This window comes from Zoogloea oleivorans (genome assembly GCF_008107625.1).
GTDB classification, from domain to species: Bacteria; Pseudomonadota; Gammaproteobacteria; order Burkholderiales; family Rhodocyclaceae; genus Zoogloea; species Zoogloea oleivorans.
Window position 1 is genome coordinate 115793 of record NZ_SDKK01000007.1, and the last position, 17329, is coordinate 133121.

The following is a 17329-nucleotide window of genomic DNA, read 5'->3' on the forward strand; positions in this document are numbered from 1 at the left end:
TTACTCGAAATCGGGCAAGGCGGGCTTCATCACCGGCTTGCCGGCCGCTTCCCAGGCGTCGAAGCCTCCGGCAATCGATCTGACCTGCATGTAGCCCATCTCGTGCAGCGTGCTGGCGGCCAGCGCTGCGCGGCCTCCGGTCTTGCAATACAGCACGATATTCAGGTCACGGTTGTCGAGTTCGGGCGTGCTGCTCAGCTTGAACTCCAGCAAGCCCCGCGCGACATGGACGGCACCGGGCAGGTGGCCGGCGGCGTATTCGGCGGCTTCCCGCACGTCCAGCAGGACATCCGCTGCGCGGATCGCCGCATCGGTTTCCGCCAGCGAGACTTCCTGGATGCGCGTTTTGGCGGCGGCGACAAGATCGTGGGCAGTTTTCATGTTTTCTCTTCAGATATGGAATGCAGTCGTTCAGGCCGGACGGGGTGTCCGGGCTGCGGTGAACTCGTCGTAGGCACGTACCGCTTCGGCCGCATACATCAGGCTCGGACCACCGCCCATGTAGGTGCAGATGCCGAGGGTTTCCATCAGCTGTTCGCGGGTTACGCCCAGACGCACCAGCGCCTTGACGTGAAAACCGATGCATCCGTCGCAACGGGCCGAAACACCACAGGCCAGGGCAATGAGTTCCTTGTCGAGCGCACTCAGGACGCCCTCCTTCATCGCTTCCCTGGCCAGGCTGTTGAAGCCTTTCATGGTTTCAGGAATTTCGTTGCGCAGGGCTTCCATGCCCCTGGAAAGGTCTGTGGTTATCTGGACGAAAGACTTGCTGCTCATGATCGACTCCTTATATTAACAATATCTAATATACCAGACTAAGCCGATCACGTCAGGCATGCCTTTCAGGCTTCATAGCTTTTTCAAATCTACTTTATGGCAGCAATGAATTGGATCAATTTCGGCACGATCTCTAGAATCCATTTCGTCGTCTCATGCAAACAAACAGGAGCAAACCTCATGGCAATCATCAACAGCAAAGTCAAACCCTTCGCCGCCCAGGCCTACCTGAACGGCAAGTTCGTCCCGGTGACCGACGCCGACCTGAAGGGCAAGTGGTCGATCTTCTTCTTCTACCCGGCCGACTTCACCTTTGTGTGCCCGACCGAGCTGGGCGACATGGCCGATGTGTACCCGGAATTCCAGAAGATGGGTGTCGAGGTGTATTCGGTTTCCACCGACACCCACTTCACCCACAAGGCCTGGCATGACGCTTCCGACACGATCAAGAAGATCAACTACCCGATGATCGGCGACCCGACCGGCGCCATCACCCGCGCTTTCGACGTGATGATCGAAGAAGAGGGCCTGGCGCTGCGCGGCACCTTCGTGGTCAATCCGGAAGGCGAGATCAAGATTGCCGAGATCCACGACCTGGGCATCGGCCGGGACGCTACCGAGCTGCTGCGCAAGGTCAAGGCGGCCCAGTACATCGCCGCCCACCCGGGTGAAGTGTGCCCCGCCAAGTGGCAGGAAGGCGGCGAAACCCTGAAGCCGTCCCTCGACCTGGTCGGCAAGATCTGAGTCTTTAGCCGTTTCGCCGGGCGCGCCATCGCCCGGCGTGGATTTCAGCGTCAAGCGCTGCCCGCCCGGGAGCGCTTGACGATGCGATTCACTCCGAATTCACTTCGTACAGAAAAGGACACGACCATGCTGGACGCCAACATCAAGACCCAACTCAAGGCCTACCTCGAGAAGCTCCAACGCCCGATCGAGCTGGTCGCCTCTCTGGACGACAGCGCCAAGGCCCAGGAGCTGCGCGGCCTGCTCGTCGACATCGCCGAACTCTCCAACAAGGTCACCTTGCGCGAGGACGGCCAGCACACGCTGCGTCCCTCCTTCGGTGTTGCCGAGCCGGGTCAGAGCCCGCGCATCCATTTCGCCGGCATCCCGATGGGCCACGAGTTCACCTCGCTGATCCTCGCCCTGCTCCAGACCGGCGGCCATCCGCCGAAGGTGGATCAGGCCGTCATCGACCAGATCAAGGCGCTCCCCGGCCAGTTCGCATTCGAGACCTTCATCTCCCTGTCGTGCCACAACTGCCCGGATGTGGTGCAGGCCCTCAACCTGATGGCGGTGCTCAATCCCGGCGTCACCAGCACCATGATCGACGGCGCGATGTTCCAGGATCTGGTCAACGAGCGCCGCATCATGGCCGTGCCGACCGTCTTCCTGAACGGCGCCGAATTCGGTCAGGGCCGCATGACCATCGAGGAGATCGTGGCCAGGCTCGATAGCGGCTCTGCCGCCCGTGCCGCCGAGGCGATCGCCGCCAAGGAGACGTTCGACGTGCTCGTCGTCGGTGGCGGCCCGGCCGGCTCGGCGGCGGCGGTCTATGCCGCCCGCAAGGGCATCCGCACCGGCGTGGTGGCCGAGCGCTTTGGTGGCCAGGTGATGGACACCATGGGTATCGAAAACTTCATCTCGGTGAAGGAAACCGAAGGCCCCAAGCTGGTTGCCGCCCTGGAGCAGCACGTCAAGCAGTACGAGGTGGACGTGATGAACCTGCAGCGTGCCGCCAAACTGATCCCGGGTGAGCTGATCGAGATCCAGCTCGAGAACGGCGCGGTGCTCAAAAGCAAGTCGGTGATCCTGTCCACCGGTGCCCGCTGGCGCGAAATGAACGTCCCCGGCGAGAAGGAGTACAAGGCCAAGGGCGTGTGCTTCTGCCCGCACTGTGACGGCCCGCTGTTCAAGGGCAAGCGCGTGGCGGTGATCGGCGGCGGCAACTCCGGCGTCGAGGCGGCCATCGACCTGGCCGGCATCGTTTCCCACGTGACGCTGCTCGAGTTTGCCGACACCCTGCGTGCCGATGCGGTGCTGCAGAGCAAGCTCAACAGCCTGCCCAACGTCACGGTGATCAAGTCCGCCCTGACCACCGAAGTGACCGGCGACGGCCAGAAGGTGACCGGCATCCGCTACAAGGATCGGGTCAGCGGCGACGAGAAGCTCGTCGAGCTCGAAGGCATCTTCGTGCAGATCGGCTTGCTGCCCAACACCGACTGGCTGAAGGGCACCGTCGAGCTGTCCGAGCGGGGTGAGATCATCATCGATGCCAAGGGCCAGACTTCGGTGAAGGGCGTGTTTGCCGCCGGTGACTGCACCACCGTGCCCTACAAACAGATCATCATCGCCATGGGCGCCGGCGCCACCGCCTCCCTGGGAGCGTTCGACCACCTGATCCGCAGCTCCGTGCCGGCCTGATAGCGCCCGCCTCACCTTCACCTGCATTTGCCGGCCCGGCCGTGACAGTCTCATCGACTGGCACGGCCGGGCCGGTTTTCTCGTCGCAAGGCTGATCATCACGACTGAAGCGACATCCTCTGACGTACTTTCATGTTCAAATCCGGCTGACCTTTTTTATTGACCGATTTCTCCGCCTCAGGAGCCTGTCTTGACCTCATCGACCCTGCCCCCCGGCCTGATGCTTGTGCACGGCAACCATCCGGAAGCCCTGCGCGACCTGCTGGTTGCGTGGATCCGGCGCTATCCGCTGGCACCGCTGGAAACCGAGACTCTGCTGGTGCATAGCAACGGCGTGGCCCAATGGCTGCGCCTGGCGCTGGCCGAGGACGGGAACGACGAGGCGGGCGGTGGCTGCGGCATCGCGGCCGGGCTGGACATGTCGCTGCCCTCACGCTTCTTGTGGCAGGTGTATCGGGCCGTACTGGGGCGTGACGGGGTTCCCGAAACCTCGCCCTTCGACAAGCCCCTGCTGCTGTGGCGCCTGATGCGCCTGCTGCCGGACGTGATGGGGCAGCCGGCATATGCGCCGCTGCACCGTTTTCTGGCACTGGATGCCGACCAGCGCAAGCGTTTCCAGCTGGCCGAGCGGCTGGCCGACCTGTTCGACCAGTACCAGGTGTACCGCGCTGACTGGCTGGCCGCATGGGCGGCGGGCGATGACGTGCTGATCCAGGCGAATGGAGAACGTCGCCCCCTGTCCGATGAACAGGGCTGGCAGGCCTGTCTGTGGCGGGCGCTGCTGGCCGATGTGGCGGCAGCGGGCGGCAGTGCGCTGGCCGGTCAGGGCCGGGCGGCGGTGCATGAGGCCTTCCTGCGCCAGGTCGAGGCGTGGCCCGAAAGCGGTGCGGACAGCGAACGGCCCGCCGGCTTGCCGCGTCGGGTGATGGTTTTCGGCATCTCGGCGCTGCCGCGCCAGTCGCTGGAAGTGCTGGCCGCCCTGGCACGCTGGACCCAGGTGCTGATGTGCGTGCACAACCCCTGCGAGCATTACTGGGCCGACATCGTCGCCGACAAGGATCTGCTGCGGGCCACCCATTCGCGCCAGCAGCGCCGGGCCGGCACGACCACTGAAATTTCCGAGGAAAACCTGCACCTCTTCGCCCACCCGCTGCTGGCCGCCTGGGGCAAACAGGGGCGCGACTTCATCGGCCTGCTCGACGAGCACGACAGCGACACGGCCCGCGCCGGCTATCTGCAGCATTTCGTGGATATCCGCCAGCGTATCGACCTGTTCTCGCCCCACGGTGGCGACACCCTGCTCAACCAGTTGCAGGACGACATCCGCGACCTGCGGCCACTCAGCCAGACGCGGGAAGAATGGCCGGCGGTCGATTCAGGCGATGACTCGATCCGCTTCCACATCGCCCACAGCGCCCAGCGCGAAGTCGAGGTGCTGCACGACCAGCTCCTCGCCGCCTTCAATGCCGACACTAGCCTGCGTCCGCGCGACGTGATCGTCATGGTGCCGGACATCGACGCCTACGCGCCGCACATCCAGGCAGTATTCGGCCTCATCGACAGCCGCGACCCGCGCTTCATCCCGTTCAGCATCGCCGACCAGGGGCTGCGCCATCACGATCCGCTGGTCAATGCCCTCGGCAAGCTGCTCGACCTGCCCAACGGGCGTGTCGCCGTGAGCGATGTACTCGACCTGCTCGAAGTACCGGCCCTGCGCAGCCGCTTCGGCATCGTCGAAGACGCGCTACCGCTCCTGCAACGCTGGATCCACGGCGCCAAAATCCGCTGGGGCCTGCACGCCGAACACCGCAAAAGCCTCGGCCTGCCCGACGCCCCCGAAGGCAACACCTGGCTGTTCGGCCTGCGCCGGATGCTCCTCGGCTACGCGGTCGGAGCCACCGGCGGCGCCTGGCACGACATCGAGCCCTTCGATGAAATCGGCGGCCTCGACGCCGCGCTGCTCGGCCCCCTGGTGCAACTGCTCGAACGGCTCGACACCACCTGGCGGACCTTCTCCAGCGACGCCGCACCGGCCGAATGGAGCGCCCGCCTACGTCAATTGATGGCCGATTTCTTCGCCCCCGAAGAGAGCACCGACGCCTTCACGCTGCAGCGCCTCGACCTGGCCCTGGTGCGCTGGCAGGAAGCCTGCGCCACGGCCCGCCTCGACAGCCCGCTGCCGCTGGCAGTGGTGGGCGAACACTGGCTGGCCCAGCTCGACGACAGCGGCCTGTCGCAACGCTTCTTTGCCGGCACGGTGACCTTCGCGACCCTCATGCCGATGCGCGCCATTCCCTTCCGCCAGGTGTGCCTGCTCGGCCTCAACGACGGAGACTACCCGCGCACCCGGGTGCCGATGGATTTCGATCTGATGGGCCGCGACTACCGCCCCGGCGACCGTTCGCGTCGCGAGGATGACCGCTACCTGTTCCTTGAGGCCCTGCTGTCGGCCCGCGAAAAACTGCTGATTTCGTGGGTCGGGCGCAGCATCAACGACAACACCGTACGGCCCCCCTCGGTGCTGGTCGGCCAGTTGTGTGACCACCTGGCCGCCGGCTGGCAACTGGCCGGGCACCCCGCCGAGGAAGGCGCCCTGCTCCGCGCGCTGACCATCGAGCATCGCCTGCAGCCCTTCAATCCCGACTATTTTCCAGCCAATGCGGCAGCCAGCCCACTGTTCACCTACGCCCACGAATGGCGCATGGCAGACGACCGGCCCGCCAGCGGCGCGCACCGACTGGACCCGGTAGGTCGGGGCGAGCCCCTGCGTATCGCCGAACTGGCCGCCTTTCTGCGCGACCCGGTCAAGGCCTTCTTCCGCCAGCGCCTGCGCGTCGATTTCGACATCGACAACCCGGCCAGCGAAGACCAGGAACCCTTCGACCTCGACGGCCTGCAGAAATGGAGTCTGTGGAACGAACTCATCGCCCGCCAGGCCGAAGCACTGCACGCCGGCCAGCCGCGGGAGGACGCCCTCGCAGCCACCCTTGAGCGTATCCAGCGCCGGGGCGAGCTGGCCGCCAAGGCTTTTGCCAGCGTAATGGTCGACGATCTGGCCGCACCGATGGCGGACATGTTCGCGCGTTACGAAAAGGGCCTCGCCGAATGGCCGCACGAGGCGCCCCACGACGAACTGGTGAGCCACCCGCACCCGGCCACCAGCCTGCGTATCGAGGACTGGCTGCGGGACCTGCGCCTGAACGAAGACGAACAGCGCGGACGCGTGGTGCTGGAACCCAGCGATGCCGTGAAGAAAGGCAAATACCAGCGCCACAACCTCATCAAACACTGGCTGGTGCACCTGGCCGGCCACCTGGGAGGCCAGCCGCTGACCACACTGATCGTCAGCAAGGCCGGCAACGTGCGCTTCGCGCCCCTTGAGCCCGACGATGCGCGGGCCCAGATCGACTCGCTGCTGGCCACCTGGCAGGACGGCATGGGCCGTCCGCTGCCGCTGGCAATCAAGACCGCCTTTGCGTGGCTCGATGGCTCGACCAGCGCCAAGTCCGTCTACGAGGGCGGCTACATGCTCACCGGCGAGGTCGAGTCCAGCCCCTACTTGCGGCGCGCCTGGCCCGACTTTGAAACGCTGACCGGGGATGGCGAGTTCGCCCGCCTGGCCGACAGCCTGCTGCGCCCGCTCTTTACCGCCACGTTTGTCGAATCCCCCCGCACGCGCAAAGCCGCGGCCACCGCCGGAGAGCAGGCATGACCCCGACCGCCCCAACCGCCCCGACCGCCCTTCAGCCGCTGCGTTTCCCGCTGCGCGGCAGCCGTCTCATCGAGGCCAGCGCCGGTACCGGCAAGACCTTCACGATTGCCGCCCTCTACCTGCGCCTGGTCCTGGGCCACGGCGACCACGAGGCAGCCTTCCCCAAAGCCCTGACGCCACCGGAAATCCTGGTTGTCACGTTCACCGACGCCGCCACCAAGGAGTTGCGCGACCGCATTCGCGCCCGGCTCGCCCAGGCCGCCACCTACTTCCGCGCCGACCCGTCCGGGCCCGCCGCCGACGCACTGCTCCAGCAACTGCGCGCCGAGTATCCGCCGGAAAGCTGGGGAGCCTGCGCCCGCAAGCTCCAGCTGGCCGCCGAATGGATGGACGAAGCCGCCGTGTCCACCATCCACAGCTGGTGCAACCGCATGCTGCGCGAGCACGCCTTCGACAGCGACAGCCTGTTCACCCAGCGCCTCGAAACCGACCAGGAAGACCTGCTCGCCGAGGTCGTGCGCGACTACTGGCGCAGCTTCATGTATCCGCTGCACGCCGACGGCGCCCGCCAGGTGCGCGGCTGGTGGGGCTCGCCGGAGGCCTTGCAGAAGGACCTCAAGGGTCTGCGCGATCACGCCGATCTGCTGGCGGCCAGCGCCGACCCGACGGCGGCCATCGGCACCGCAAGACAGGCGCAGCAACGCACGCTGGCGGCGCTCAAGGCGCCCTGGGCCCAGTGGGCGGACGCGCTGCAGACCTTGCTGGACACCGCCCGCGACAACAAGGATTTCAACGGCACCAGGCTCAAGAAGAACAATTACGACACCTGGCTGCAGGCGCTGAGTGCCTGGCGCGACGACCCGGACCTGGTCTGGCCAGCCCTCACCGACGCCGCCTGGACGCGGCTCACCCCGACGGGGCTGGCCGACGTCTGGAAACCCGGGCTCCCCGTGCCGCAGCACCCTGGACTGGATGCCATCGCAGCGATGCCCGCCACCCTCGGCGCACTCCCCGACGCCCGTCTCGACATCCTGCGTCACGCGACCCACTGGGTCGCCACCCGCTTTGCCGAAGAACAGGCACGTCGCGCCCAGATGGGCTTCAACGACCTGCTCACCCGCCTCGACCAAGCGCTGGCCGGCCCCAACGGCGCGCGCCTGGCCGAGGTGATCCGGACCCAGTTTCCGGTGGCGCTGATCGACGAATTCCAGGACACCGACGCGATCCAGTACCGCATCTTCGACGCCATCTATCGGGTCGAAACCAACGATGAAGCGACCGCGCTGGTGCTCATCGGCGACCCCAAGCAGGCCATCTATGCTTTCCGCGGCGCCGATATCTACACCTACCTGGCCGCCCGCGCCGCCACCGCCGGCCGGCTGTACACCCTGAGCCGCAACTTCCGCTCGACCCACGCCATGGTCAGGGCCACCAACCGCTGCTTCCAGCTTGCCGAAGACCTGGAAGGAAGCCAGGGCGCCTTCCTGTTCCGCACCGCGGCGGGCAACCCGGTCCCGTTCTTTCCCGCCGATGCCAACGGGCGCAAGGATCAGCTCCAGGCTGACGGCCAGCCGCTGCCGGCCCTGAACATCTGGCGCCTGGCGCCGCCCGACAACGGCAAACCCCTGTCCAAGAGCGCCTACCTTGAGGCCATGGCCGAAGTCTGCGCCAGCGAGATGGTGCGCCTCCTCAACCTGGGCCAGCTCGGCCAAGCCGGCTTTGCCGGCGAGGGCGGCCTGCTGGCCCTGCGGCAGGCCGATCTGGCCGTGCTGGTGAATAACCGCAACGAGGCCGACGCCATCCGGGGCGCCCTGTCGCGCCGGGGCGTGCGCAGTGTCTATCTGTCGGAAAAGGATTCGGTCTTCCAGCGCCCCGAGGCCTTCGAGCTGCAGTTGTGGCTCACCGCCTGTGCCGAGCCGGACGATGGCCGTGCGCTGCGCGCCGCGCTGGCCACGCAAACCCTCGGCCTCGACTGGGCCAGCCTCGATTGCCTCAACCACGACGAAATCGCCTGGGACGACTACATACTGCAATTCCGCGCCTACCGGGAATGCTGGCGCCGTCAGGGCGTGCTGCCGATGCTGCGCCGCCTGCTCAACGACTTCCGCGTTCCGGCCCGGCTGCTGGCAGCCGGAGGCAGCGGCGAGCGCAGCCTGACCGACGTGCTGCATCTGGCCGAACTGCTCCAGCAGGCCAGCAGCCTGCTCGACGGCGAACACGCCCTGATCCGCCATCTGGCCGAACAGCGCCGTGACGAAAAAAGCGGCAGCGAAGCCCGCCAGGTGCGCCTTGAAAGCGACGCCGACCTGGTGCAGGTCGTCACCATCCACAAATCCAAGGGCCTCGAATACCCGCTGGTCTTCCTGCCTTTCGCCTGTGCCTTCCGTGCCACCGAGAGCACCGACCGGCCCCTCAAGTGGCACGACGAGCACGGCCAGCTGCATCTGGCCCTGACCGCCGATGACGTACTGCTGGGTCGGGTCGACCACGAGCGCCTGGGCGAAGACCTGCGCAAACTCTACGTCGCCCTGACCCGCGCCCGCTACGCCACCTGGATCGGCGCCGCCCCCGTCAAGGAACTGGAAAACAGCGCCTTTGGCTACCTGATCGGCCACAAGCTGCACACCGGCATCGACGCCCTGGCTGCGGGCTGCCCCGACATCGCCGTCATCGACACGCCGGCAAGCAGCCCGGACACCTACGCCGCCCACGCGCAGCACCTGATCGAAGGCCCCGCCCGCAGCGCAAGGCGCGCCGTCCGCGAACACTGGTGGATTGCCAGCTACTCGGCGCTGCACACCGCAGCAGCGGAAGGCAGCGCCGAAACGCCCGGCGAAGACATCTTCCGCGAAGCCGCCACCGCCGAACGGCTCACCCAGCTCGCCGCCCCGCTGGTGCCCGACGTGCCACCGAGCGACGCCGGCAGGGCCTCCGTCGGACTGCTGCATGACTTTCCCCGCGGTGCAGCAGTCGGCACCTTTCTCCATGAGATCCTCGAATGGGCCGGCGGCCAGGGTTTTGGCCGCCTCGCCGACGCACCGGCCCTGCTGCGGGACGCTATCGCCCGGCGTTGCGCAGTGCGCGGCTGGGAACGCTGGATCGACCCGCTGTGCGCGTGGCTGCAGGACTTCCTCCGGCAAGCGCTGGGCGCAGCGCATGAGCCGGGCTTTGCCCTCGCCGATCTCGACACCTGGGTTGCCGAAATGGAATTCTGGGTCGCGGTGCATGACGTGGACCTGGCCGCCCTCGATGCCCTCGTGTGTCGCCACACCCTCGGCGGCGCCGAACGCCCGCCGCTCCAGGCGGGCCAGCTCAACGGGATGCTCAAGGGCTTCATCGACCTGGTCGTCGAACACAAGGGGCGTTATTACGTCATCGACTACAAGTCCAACTGGCTCGGCCCGGACGATGCGGCCTACACGGCCACGGCCATGGCGCAGGAAATCCTGGCCAAGCGCTACGAGCTGCAATATGTGCTGTATCTGCTGGCCCTCCACCGCCTGCTCAAGCTGCGCCTGCCGGATTACGACTACGAACAGCACATGGGCGGTGCCCTGTACCTGTTCCTGCGCGGCAGCCAGTCGCCCACCCGGGGCATTCACGCCGAGCGTCCGCCGCGGGAGCTGATCGAATCCCTCGACCGTCTGTTCGCCCGCCGCACCGCCAAGGAGGCCGCATGAACCCCGCCTTTTTCGTCGACAACACCGCCATGCTGGCCCTGCTCGAGCGCTGGTCCCAACACGGCTGGCTGCGTGCCCTTGATGCGGCCTTTGCGGCCTTCCTGGTGCGTGAAGTGAGCGATGCCCCGCCGCTGCTGATCCTCGCCGCCGCGCTGGCCAGCCATCAACTGGGCCGCGGCCATGCCTGTCTCGACCTGGCTCATACCCTGCAGGACCCCGGTTTCGCCCTGTCCCTTCCCCCCGAAGGCGCGGACAGCACCGCCGAACCGCTGCCCCTGCCGGCCGCCGTGCTCGACGGCGTCAGCCTGGCCGACTGGCAACTCGCGCTGGCGCATCCGCAACTGGTCAGCACCGGAGACGGGGAAACGCCGCTGGTCCGCGTTGGCAACCGGCTCTATCTGCGCCGCTACTGGCAGTATGAACAATCGGTACGGGCCGGCATCGACGCCCGTCTGGCGGCACCGCCCGCCTTGCCTGAAACAGCCCTCTGTAGCGTCCTCGGGATGCTCTTTCCCCCCGCTACAGGGACGCCCACCCCAGACTGGCAGAAACTCGCCTGCGCACTGGCCGCGCGGAGCGCCTTCGCCATCGTGACCGGCGGCCCCGGCACCGGCAAGACCACCACCGTGGTGCGCCTGCTCGCAGTGCTGCAGGCCCTGGCCATCGCCAACACGGAGGCACGCCCCCTGCGCATCCGCCTGGCCGCGCCCACCGGCAAGGCCGCAGCGCGTCTCAACGAATCCATCGCCGGCGCCGTTGCCAGGCTCGAACTGGGCGGCCTGCCCGACGGCGAGGCCGTTCGCGCGGCCATTCCCGTCGAGGTGACGACCCTCCACCGCCTGCTCGGCAGCCGCCCTGACACCCGTCACTTCCGCCACCATGCCGGCAACCCGCTGCCGGTGGACGTGCTGGTGGTGGACGAAGCCTCGATGGTCGATCTGGAGATGATGGCCGCCGTACTGGCCGCACTGCCGCCCGGCGCCCGTCTCGTCTTGCTCGGCGACAAGGATCAGCTCGCCTCGGTCGAGGCCGGGGCGGTGCTGGGCGAGCTGTGCCGGCGGGCCCAGGAAGGCCACTACACCACCAACACCGTCGCCTGGCTGGCCGAAGTCACCGGCGCACAGGTTGGCGCAGAACTGATCGACCCGGCCGGACTGCCCATTGACCAGGCGGTGACGATGCTGCGCCACAGTTACCGCTTCAGCGGCGACAGCGGCATCGGGCAACTCGCCACGGCGGTCAATGCCGGCAGCGTCGAAGGCGTGCGCCGGACGCTGGCTCATGGTCATGCCGACCTGACCCGCCTGGCGCTGACCCGTGAAGGCGAAGACGCCCTGCGGCGTCTCGTCATCGACGGCGCGCCCCACGCAACACCGCACAAGGACGGCCCGGTGGGCTATCGCCATTACCTGGAGGCCGTGCGCAAGCAACGTCCGCCCGCCGGCACCGGCCAGGCCGGGATCGATGACTGGGCCCGCCAGGTGCTCGCCGCCCACGGCCAGTTCCAGCTTCTGTGCGCCCTGCGTCGCGGACAATGGGGTGTCGAGGGCCTCAACCGGCGCATCGCCGGCTGGCTGCGCGAGGCCGGCCTGATTGGCGCCGCCGAAGGCTGGTACCCCGGCCGGCCGGTGCTCGTCACCCGTAACGACTATGGGCTCGGGCTGATGAACGGCGACATCGGCATCACCCTGGCACTACCGGCCCCCGATGGCGACGGCCCGCTGCGGGTCGCCTTTCCGGCCGGCGATGGCAGCAGCGGCATCAAGTGGGTCCAGCCCAGCCGCCTGCAGGCCATCGAAACGGTTTATGCGCTGACGGTGCACAAATCCCAGGGCTCTGAATTTGCCCATACCGCCATGGTCCTGCCCGAGCGCCTCAATCCCATCTTGACCCGCGAACTGGTTTACACGGGCATCACCCGCGCCAAACGCTGGTTCAGCCTGGTCGAAGGCGGCAGCCCCGCGGTGCTGGAGCAATCGGTACAGCGCCGTGTGCTGCGCCTGAGCGGACTGATGCAACGAGGAGACAACTGAACGTGCGCATTCTTCACACTTCCGACTGGCACCTGGGCCAGCATTTCATGGGCAAGAGCCGCCAGGCTGAACATCAGGCGCTGATCGACTGGCTGCTCACGCAGGTCGTGGAACACACGGTGGATGCGGTGCTGATCTCCGGCGACATTTTCGACACCGGCGCGCCACCCAGCTATGCCCGCGAGCTGTACAACGATCTGGTGGTCCGGCTGCAAAGCGCGGGAGTGGCGCTGTTGCTGCTCGGCGGCAATCACGACTCGGTGGCCGTACTGGGCGAAAGCCGCAGCCTGCTGGCCTGCCTCGGGACGACCGTGGTGCCGGCCGCCGACAACCCGGCCGCCCAGGTCTGCGTGCTGCCCCGACAGGACGGGGAAGCCGGCTGCGTGGTCTGCGCGATCCCCTTCATCCGCCCCCGCGACGTGCTCCACAGCCAGGCCGGACAAAGTGCCGAAGACAAGCAGCTGTCGCTGCAGGTCGCCATCCAGGCTCATTACCAGGCGGTCTTCGACGCAGCCAGCGCCCGTCGCGACAGCCTGGCCAGCGAACTGGGCCGGACACTACCGCTGATCGCCACCGGCCACCTGACCACGGTCGGCGCCAGCACCAGCGAATCGGTACGCGAGATCTACGTCGGTGCCCTCGAGGCCTTTCCGACCAGCGCCTTTCCGCCGGTCGACTACATCGCCCTCGGCCACATCCATCGCCCCCAGCAGGTCGGCGGACTGGCACACATCCGCTACAGCGGCTCGCCGATCCCCCTGAGCTTCGACGAAGCCCGTCAGCAAAAGGAAGTGCTGCTGGTGGATGTAGACGACTCCGGCCTGCAGCACGTCACCCCCTTGTCGGTGCCACGCTTCCAGACCCTGATCAGCGTCGGCGGCACCCTGTCGGCGCTCAAAGTGGCCATTGCCGAGGCAGCCGCCGAAGGCTGCAGCGCACAACCCGTGTGGCTGGAAGTGACCGTCAAGGAAGACGACTACCTGGCCGACCTGCCCGCCCACATCGAAGCCCTGACCAAAGGCCTGCCGGTCGAAGTGCTGCGCATCCGCCGCGACCGGGGCAACACCGCGGCCCGGCTGGAAGCCCTGAGCAGTGAAACCCTCGACGAACTGAGCCCCACCGACGTTTTCGCCCGTCGCCTGGCCCAGGAAACCCTCGATACCGATCTCCAGGCCGCCCTCAGCCAGCGCTACCAGGCCATCGTGGCCAGCCTCCAGGACGTCGCCGCCCCATGAAAATCCTCCGCCTGCGCCTCAAGAACCTCAACTCCCTCAAGGGCGAGTGGACCATCGACTTCACCCGCACGCCCTTCGCGGACAACGGCCTGTTTGCCATTACCGGCCCTACCGGCGCCGGCAAGTCGACGCTGCTCGACGCCATCTGCCTGGCGCTCTACCACGAGACGCCCCGCCTCAAGAACATCTCCGCCACCTCCAACGACATCATGACCCGCCACACCGCCGACTGCCTGGCCGAGGTGGAGTTCGAGGTGAAGGGCGAAGTCAATGGAAAGGAAGCGCAGGAGGTGTACCGTGCCTTCTGGAGCCAGCGCCGGGCCCGCGACAAACCCGAGGGCGCCCTCCAGCAACCCAAGGTGGAACTGGCAAAAGTGGACCCGGCTAGCGGTCAGGGCATCATTCTGAGCAGCCAGATCAACCACAAGCTGAAGCAGATCGCCGAGATCACCGGCCTCGACTTTCCGCGTTTCACCAAGTCGATGCTGCTGGCCCAGGGCGGCTTTGCGGCCTTCCTCAACGCCAGCGCCAACGAACGCGCCGAACTTCTTGAAGAGCTCACCGGCACCGACATCTACGGTCTCATCTCCCAGCGGGTCTATGAGCAAGCCCGCGACACCCGGGAACAACTCAACACCCTCAGGGCGCGGGCCGACGGCATGGAATTGCTCAGCGCCGAAGCTCGCGCCGAGAAGGAACAGGCCGTCACCGATCTGGCCACCGCCCAGGCCGACATTCAGCGCCAGCAACACGCCACCCGGCTCCAGCATCAATGGCGCGTAGATCTGGCGCATGCCGACAAGGACAGCCAGGACGCCGCAGCCACCCTCCAGCAGGCCGACAAAACCCTCGCCGACGCGGCGCCGCGCCTGCTCCGCCTGGCCGCCAGCGCACCCGCCGAAGCGCTCAAGCCGGTGCATGAGCGCTGGCAGCAGGCCAACGCCGCCGTCAACCACAGCAAGGCCGCGCTGCGGGCCCTCGACACCGAGGGCGCCGCGCTGGAGCAGGAACAGCAGCGCCAGCACGCCATCGCCAGCGCCCTGTCCCGTCACATCGCCGATGGCGCCGACCTGCTGTGGCAGCAACTGCAGGACGAGAACCGCCAACTCGACGCCTTCAGCGCCGCCCACCTCCAGCGCGCCCGGCTGGGTGAAAGCCTGGCCGCCTGGCGCCAGCAGTTCGAGCAGCGCCAGATACTGCACAAGGACATCGCCGCCCGCCGACAGGCCCTGGAAACCCTGGCCCGGGAACTGGTTGAACAGGAAACCCGGCTCGGCACGCAAAACCATACCGTCACCCGCGCCGAACAAGCCCTGACGGTCGCCAGGCAAACGCAGCAAGACACCCAGGCCCAGCAGACCCAGCGCCTCGCCGGCCGCAGCCTGGCCGACCTGCGCCAGACCTGGACGGACAGCCAGGCGGGCCTCGCCCGCTGGCAGCAGCTGGACACCCTCGCCCGCCAGCGCCGCGAGCTGACCGCCCGCCACGCTACCCAGGCCATTCAGCTGCAGCAGGAACAAGCCGGCATCGAAGCTCGGGACAAGGCCGTCAGCACCCTGCGGGAACGCTGCAGGGAACTCAAGACCCAGGTCGCCGACAAGCAGAAACTGCTGGAACAGGAACGCCGCATCCAGAGCCTGGAAGCCCACCGCCAGCACCTCCGCCCCGACGAGGCCTGCCCCCTGTGCGGCGCCACCGAGCACCCGGCGATTGCCGCCTACCAGGCCCTCGATGTATCGATCACCGAAGCCGCCCTGAAAGAAAGGCAAAGCGCCCTCGACACCCTCATCGAACAGGGCCAGCAAGCCGCCAAAGACCTGACCGCCAGCCAGACCCGCCGGGACGGTCTGCAAGCCCAGCAAGCCCGCACCAGCGAAGACCTGGAGCGCCTCGCCACTGCCTGGAACACGCTCCTTGCCCCGCTGGCAAACAACCTCGGCAGCGCTGCCTGGGCACACCCCGAACAGTTGCAGGCCGGGCAAATGCTGGCAGAACAGGCCCATGCCCGCCTCAGTGACGACCTGAAAGCCGCCGAGCAGGGAGACGCCGCACTCCAGAAGGCCAGCCTGCTCGCCAGCGAACATGGCCAGGCCGTTCAAACCGCCCTCAACCAACGCGCCCTGATCCAGAAAGACCTCGAAACCCTGCGCGCACGCCAGGCCGACAGCCACACCCAACTCGATATCCGCCACCAGGAACTCACCGGCCTGGACAGCCGCCTCGAGGCCAGTCTGGCCGACGCCGGCTTCAGCCTGCCCATCGAGGCCACGCCCTGGCTGCACGAACGGGAAGTCGAATGGCGTGAATGGCAGCGCGTGCAGCAACGCCGTCAGCAACTCGGCGAAGAACTGATCCGCCAGCAGGCTCGCCGCGATGGCACCGCCGCCGAAGCACAAGACTGGGCCGCCCGCCGGGAAGCCCTCGACCCGCACGCGGCAGCCCTCACCGAGATCACACTTCCCGTTGATCCGGTCGCCGCGCTGGCCCGGTGCGCAGAGCAAATCGCCCAGCTCACCCGGCAACTGAGCAGCCTGGATGGCCGCCGCCAGCAACTGAACAGCAGCCTCGCCGAACAGCACATCGCCCTGCGCAGCGCCGCCGGAGCCTGGCAAAACGCCCTCGCCACCAGCCCCTTCGCCGACCAGGAAGCCTTTCTGGCCGCCCTGCTGCCAACCGACGAACGCCAACATCTGCAGCAATTGAAGGAGACCGGCGAACAGGCCCGCCTGCAGGCCACCACCCTGCTGAAGTCTGCCCGGGACAAGCTTTCCGCTCTGCAAGCGCAAGCCCTGACCGAGCATCCGCTACTCGAACTGGAGCGCCAGCTAGCCGACCTGGAAACCCGCCTGCAGCACATCAGCGAACAGTTGGGCGGCGAACGCAAGCGACTCGAAGACGACAGCCAGCGCCGCAGCAGTCAGCAGGCCCTGTTCGTCCAGATCGACGAGCAGGCCACCGAAACGGACATCTGGCAACGCCTCGACGGCCTGATCGGCTCGGCCAGGGGCGACAAGTTCCGCAAGTTCGCCCAGGGCCTGACCCTCGACCACCTGCTCCATCTGGCCAACCGCCACCTCGCCCGCCTGCACGGCCGCTACCTGTTGCGTCGCAAGGGCAGCGGCGAGCTGGAGCTGGACATCATCGACAGCTGGCAGGGCGAAGCCGCCCGGGATACCCGCACCCTGTCCGGCGGCGAGAGTTTTCTCGTCAGCCTGGCCCTGGCGCTGGCGTTGTCCGACCTCGTCAGCCGCAAGACCTCCATCGACTCCCTGTTCCTCGACGAAGGATTCGGCACGCTGGATGGCGACACCCTGGACATCGCCCTGGATGCCCTCGACACCCTCAACGCCAGCGGCAAGATGATCGGCATCATCAGTCACGTGGAAGGCCTGAAGGAGCGCATTCCGGCCCAGATCAGGGTAGACAAGGGCGGCGGCATCGGACATTCACGCCTCTCCTGGTAGCGCC

At 67.1% G+C, this 17329-nt stretch carries 9 protein-coding genes; 7 read left to right on the top strand and 2 right to left on the bottom strand.

Annotation, left to right across the window (positions count from 1 at the left end; genetic code table 11):
- Both ETQ85_RS08905 and ETQ85_RS08910 read right to left on the bottom strand, forming a co-directional pair.
- A complete protein-coding gene (locus ETQ85_RS08905) occupies window positions 1-381 on the bottom strand; it encodes a rhodanese-like domain-containing protein (protein WP_148578693.1) in 381 nt (126 codons plus the stop codon).
- A gap of 30 nt (window positions 382-411) precedes the next feature.
- On the bottom strand, window positions 412-777 hold the full coding sequence (locus tag ETQ85_RS08910) for a carboxymuconolactone decarboxylase family protein (protein WP_148578694.1): 366 nt from the start codon (window positions 775-777) through the stop codon (window positions 412-414).
- 180 nt (window positions 778-957) lie between these two features.
- Between ETQ85_RS08910 and ahpC the strand changes: the two genes are divergently transcribed.
- The 7 genes from ahpC (at window position 958) to ETQ85_RS08945 (ending at window position 17325) form a co-directional block, all read left to right on the top strand.
- The gene (gene ahpC / locus ETQ85_RS08915; RefSeq protein ID WP_148578695.1) at window positions 958-1521 is read left to right on the top strand and encodes an alkyl hydroperoxide reductase subunit C; all 564 of its coding nucleotides are present in this window, start codon (window positions 958-960) and stop codon (window positions 1519-1521) included.
- Window positions 1522-1647: 126 nt separating this feature from the next.
- Window positions 1648-3201 (top strand): alkyl hydroperoxide reductase subunit F, encoded by a 1554-nt coding sequence (ahpF, locus tag ETQ85_RS08920; protein WP_148578696.1) that lies wholly within the window; start codon window positions 1648-1650, stop codon window positions 3199-3201.
- 190 nt (window positions 3202-3391) lie between these two features.
- Window positions 3392-6913: an exodeoxyribonuclease V subunit gamma gene (gene recC, locus ETQ85_RS08925; RefSeq protein WP_246128705.1), complete on the top strand. Its 3522-nt coding sequence runs from the start codon at window positions 3392-3394 to the stop codon at window positions 6911-6913.
- Window positions 6910-10593 carry an exodeoxyribonuclease V subunit beta gene (recB, locus tag ETQ85_RS08930; RefSeq protein ID WP_148578697.1) on the top strand — a complete coding sequence of 1228 codons (3684 nt, stop codon included), beginning with the start codon at window positions 6910-6912 and terminating at the stop codon, window positions 10591-10593. Before recC ends, recB begins: the two co-directional genes overlap by 4 nt.
- Complete coding sequence (recD, locus tag ETQ85_RS08935; protein ID WP_148578698.1) at window positions 10590-12626, top strand: exodeoxyribonuclease V subunit alpha; 2037 nt, start codon at window positions 10590-10592, stop codon at window positions 12624-12626. The genes recB and recD overlap by 4 nt, the downstream gene beginning before the upstream one ends.
- A 2-nt stretch (window positions 12627-12628) precedes the next feature.
- Window positions 12629-13861 carry an exonuclease subunit SbcD gene (gene sbcD / locus ETQ85_RS08940; protein ID WP_148578699.1) on the top strand — a complete coding sequence of 411 codons (1233 nt, stop codon included), beginning with the start codon at window positions 12629-12631 and terminating at the stop codon, window positions 13859-13861.
- Entirely contained in the window at window positions 13858-17325 is a 3468-nt protein-coding gene (locus ETQ85_RS08945) for an AAA family ATPase (RefSeq protein ID WP_148578700.1), read from the top strand. The genes sbcD and ETQ85_RS08945 overlap by 4 nt, the downstream gene beginning before the upstream one ends.
- The last annotated feature ends 4 nt before the right edge of the window (window positions 17326-17329 follow it).

Coding starts and splice junctions, on each gene's coding strand:
- ETQ85_RS08905 (WP_148578693.1), bottom strand. CDS start 381: ATGAAAACTGCCCACGATCTTGTCGCCGCCGCCAAAACGCGCATCCAG.
- ETQ85_RS08910 (WP_148578694.1), bottom strand. CDS start 777: ATGAGCAGCAAGTCTTTCGTCCAGATAACCACAGACCTTTCCAGGGGC.
- ahpC (WP_148578695.1), top strand. CDS start 958: ATGGCAATCATCAACAGCAAAGTCAAACCCTTCGCCGCCCAGGCCTAC.
- ahpF (WP_148578696.1), top strand. CDS start 1,648: ATGCTGGACGCCAACATCAAGACCCAACTCAAGGCCTACCTCGAGAAG.
- recB (WP_148578697.1), top strand. CDS start 6,910: ATGACCCCGACCGCCCCAACCGCCCCGACCGCCCTTCAGCCGCTGCGT.
- recD (WP_148578698.1), top strand. CDS start 10,590: ATGAACCCCGCCTTTTTCGTCGACAACACCGCCATGCTGGCCCTGCTC.
- ETQ85_RS08945 (WP_148578700.1), top strand. CDS start 13,858: ATGAAAATCCTCCGCCTGCGCCTCAAGAACCTCAACTCCCTCAAGGGC.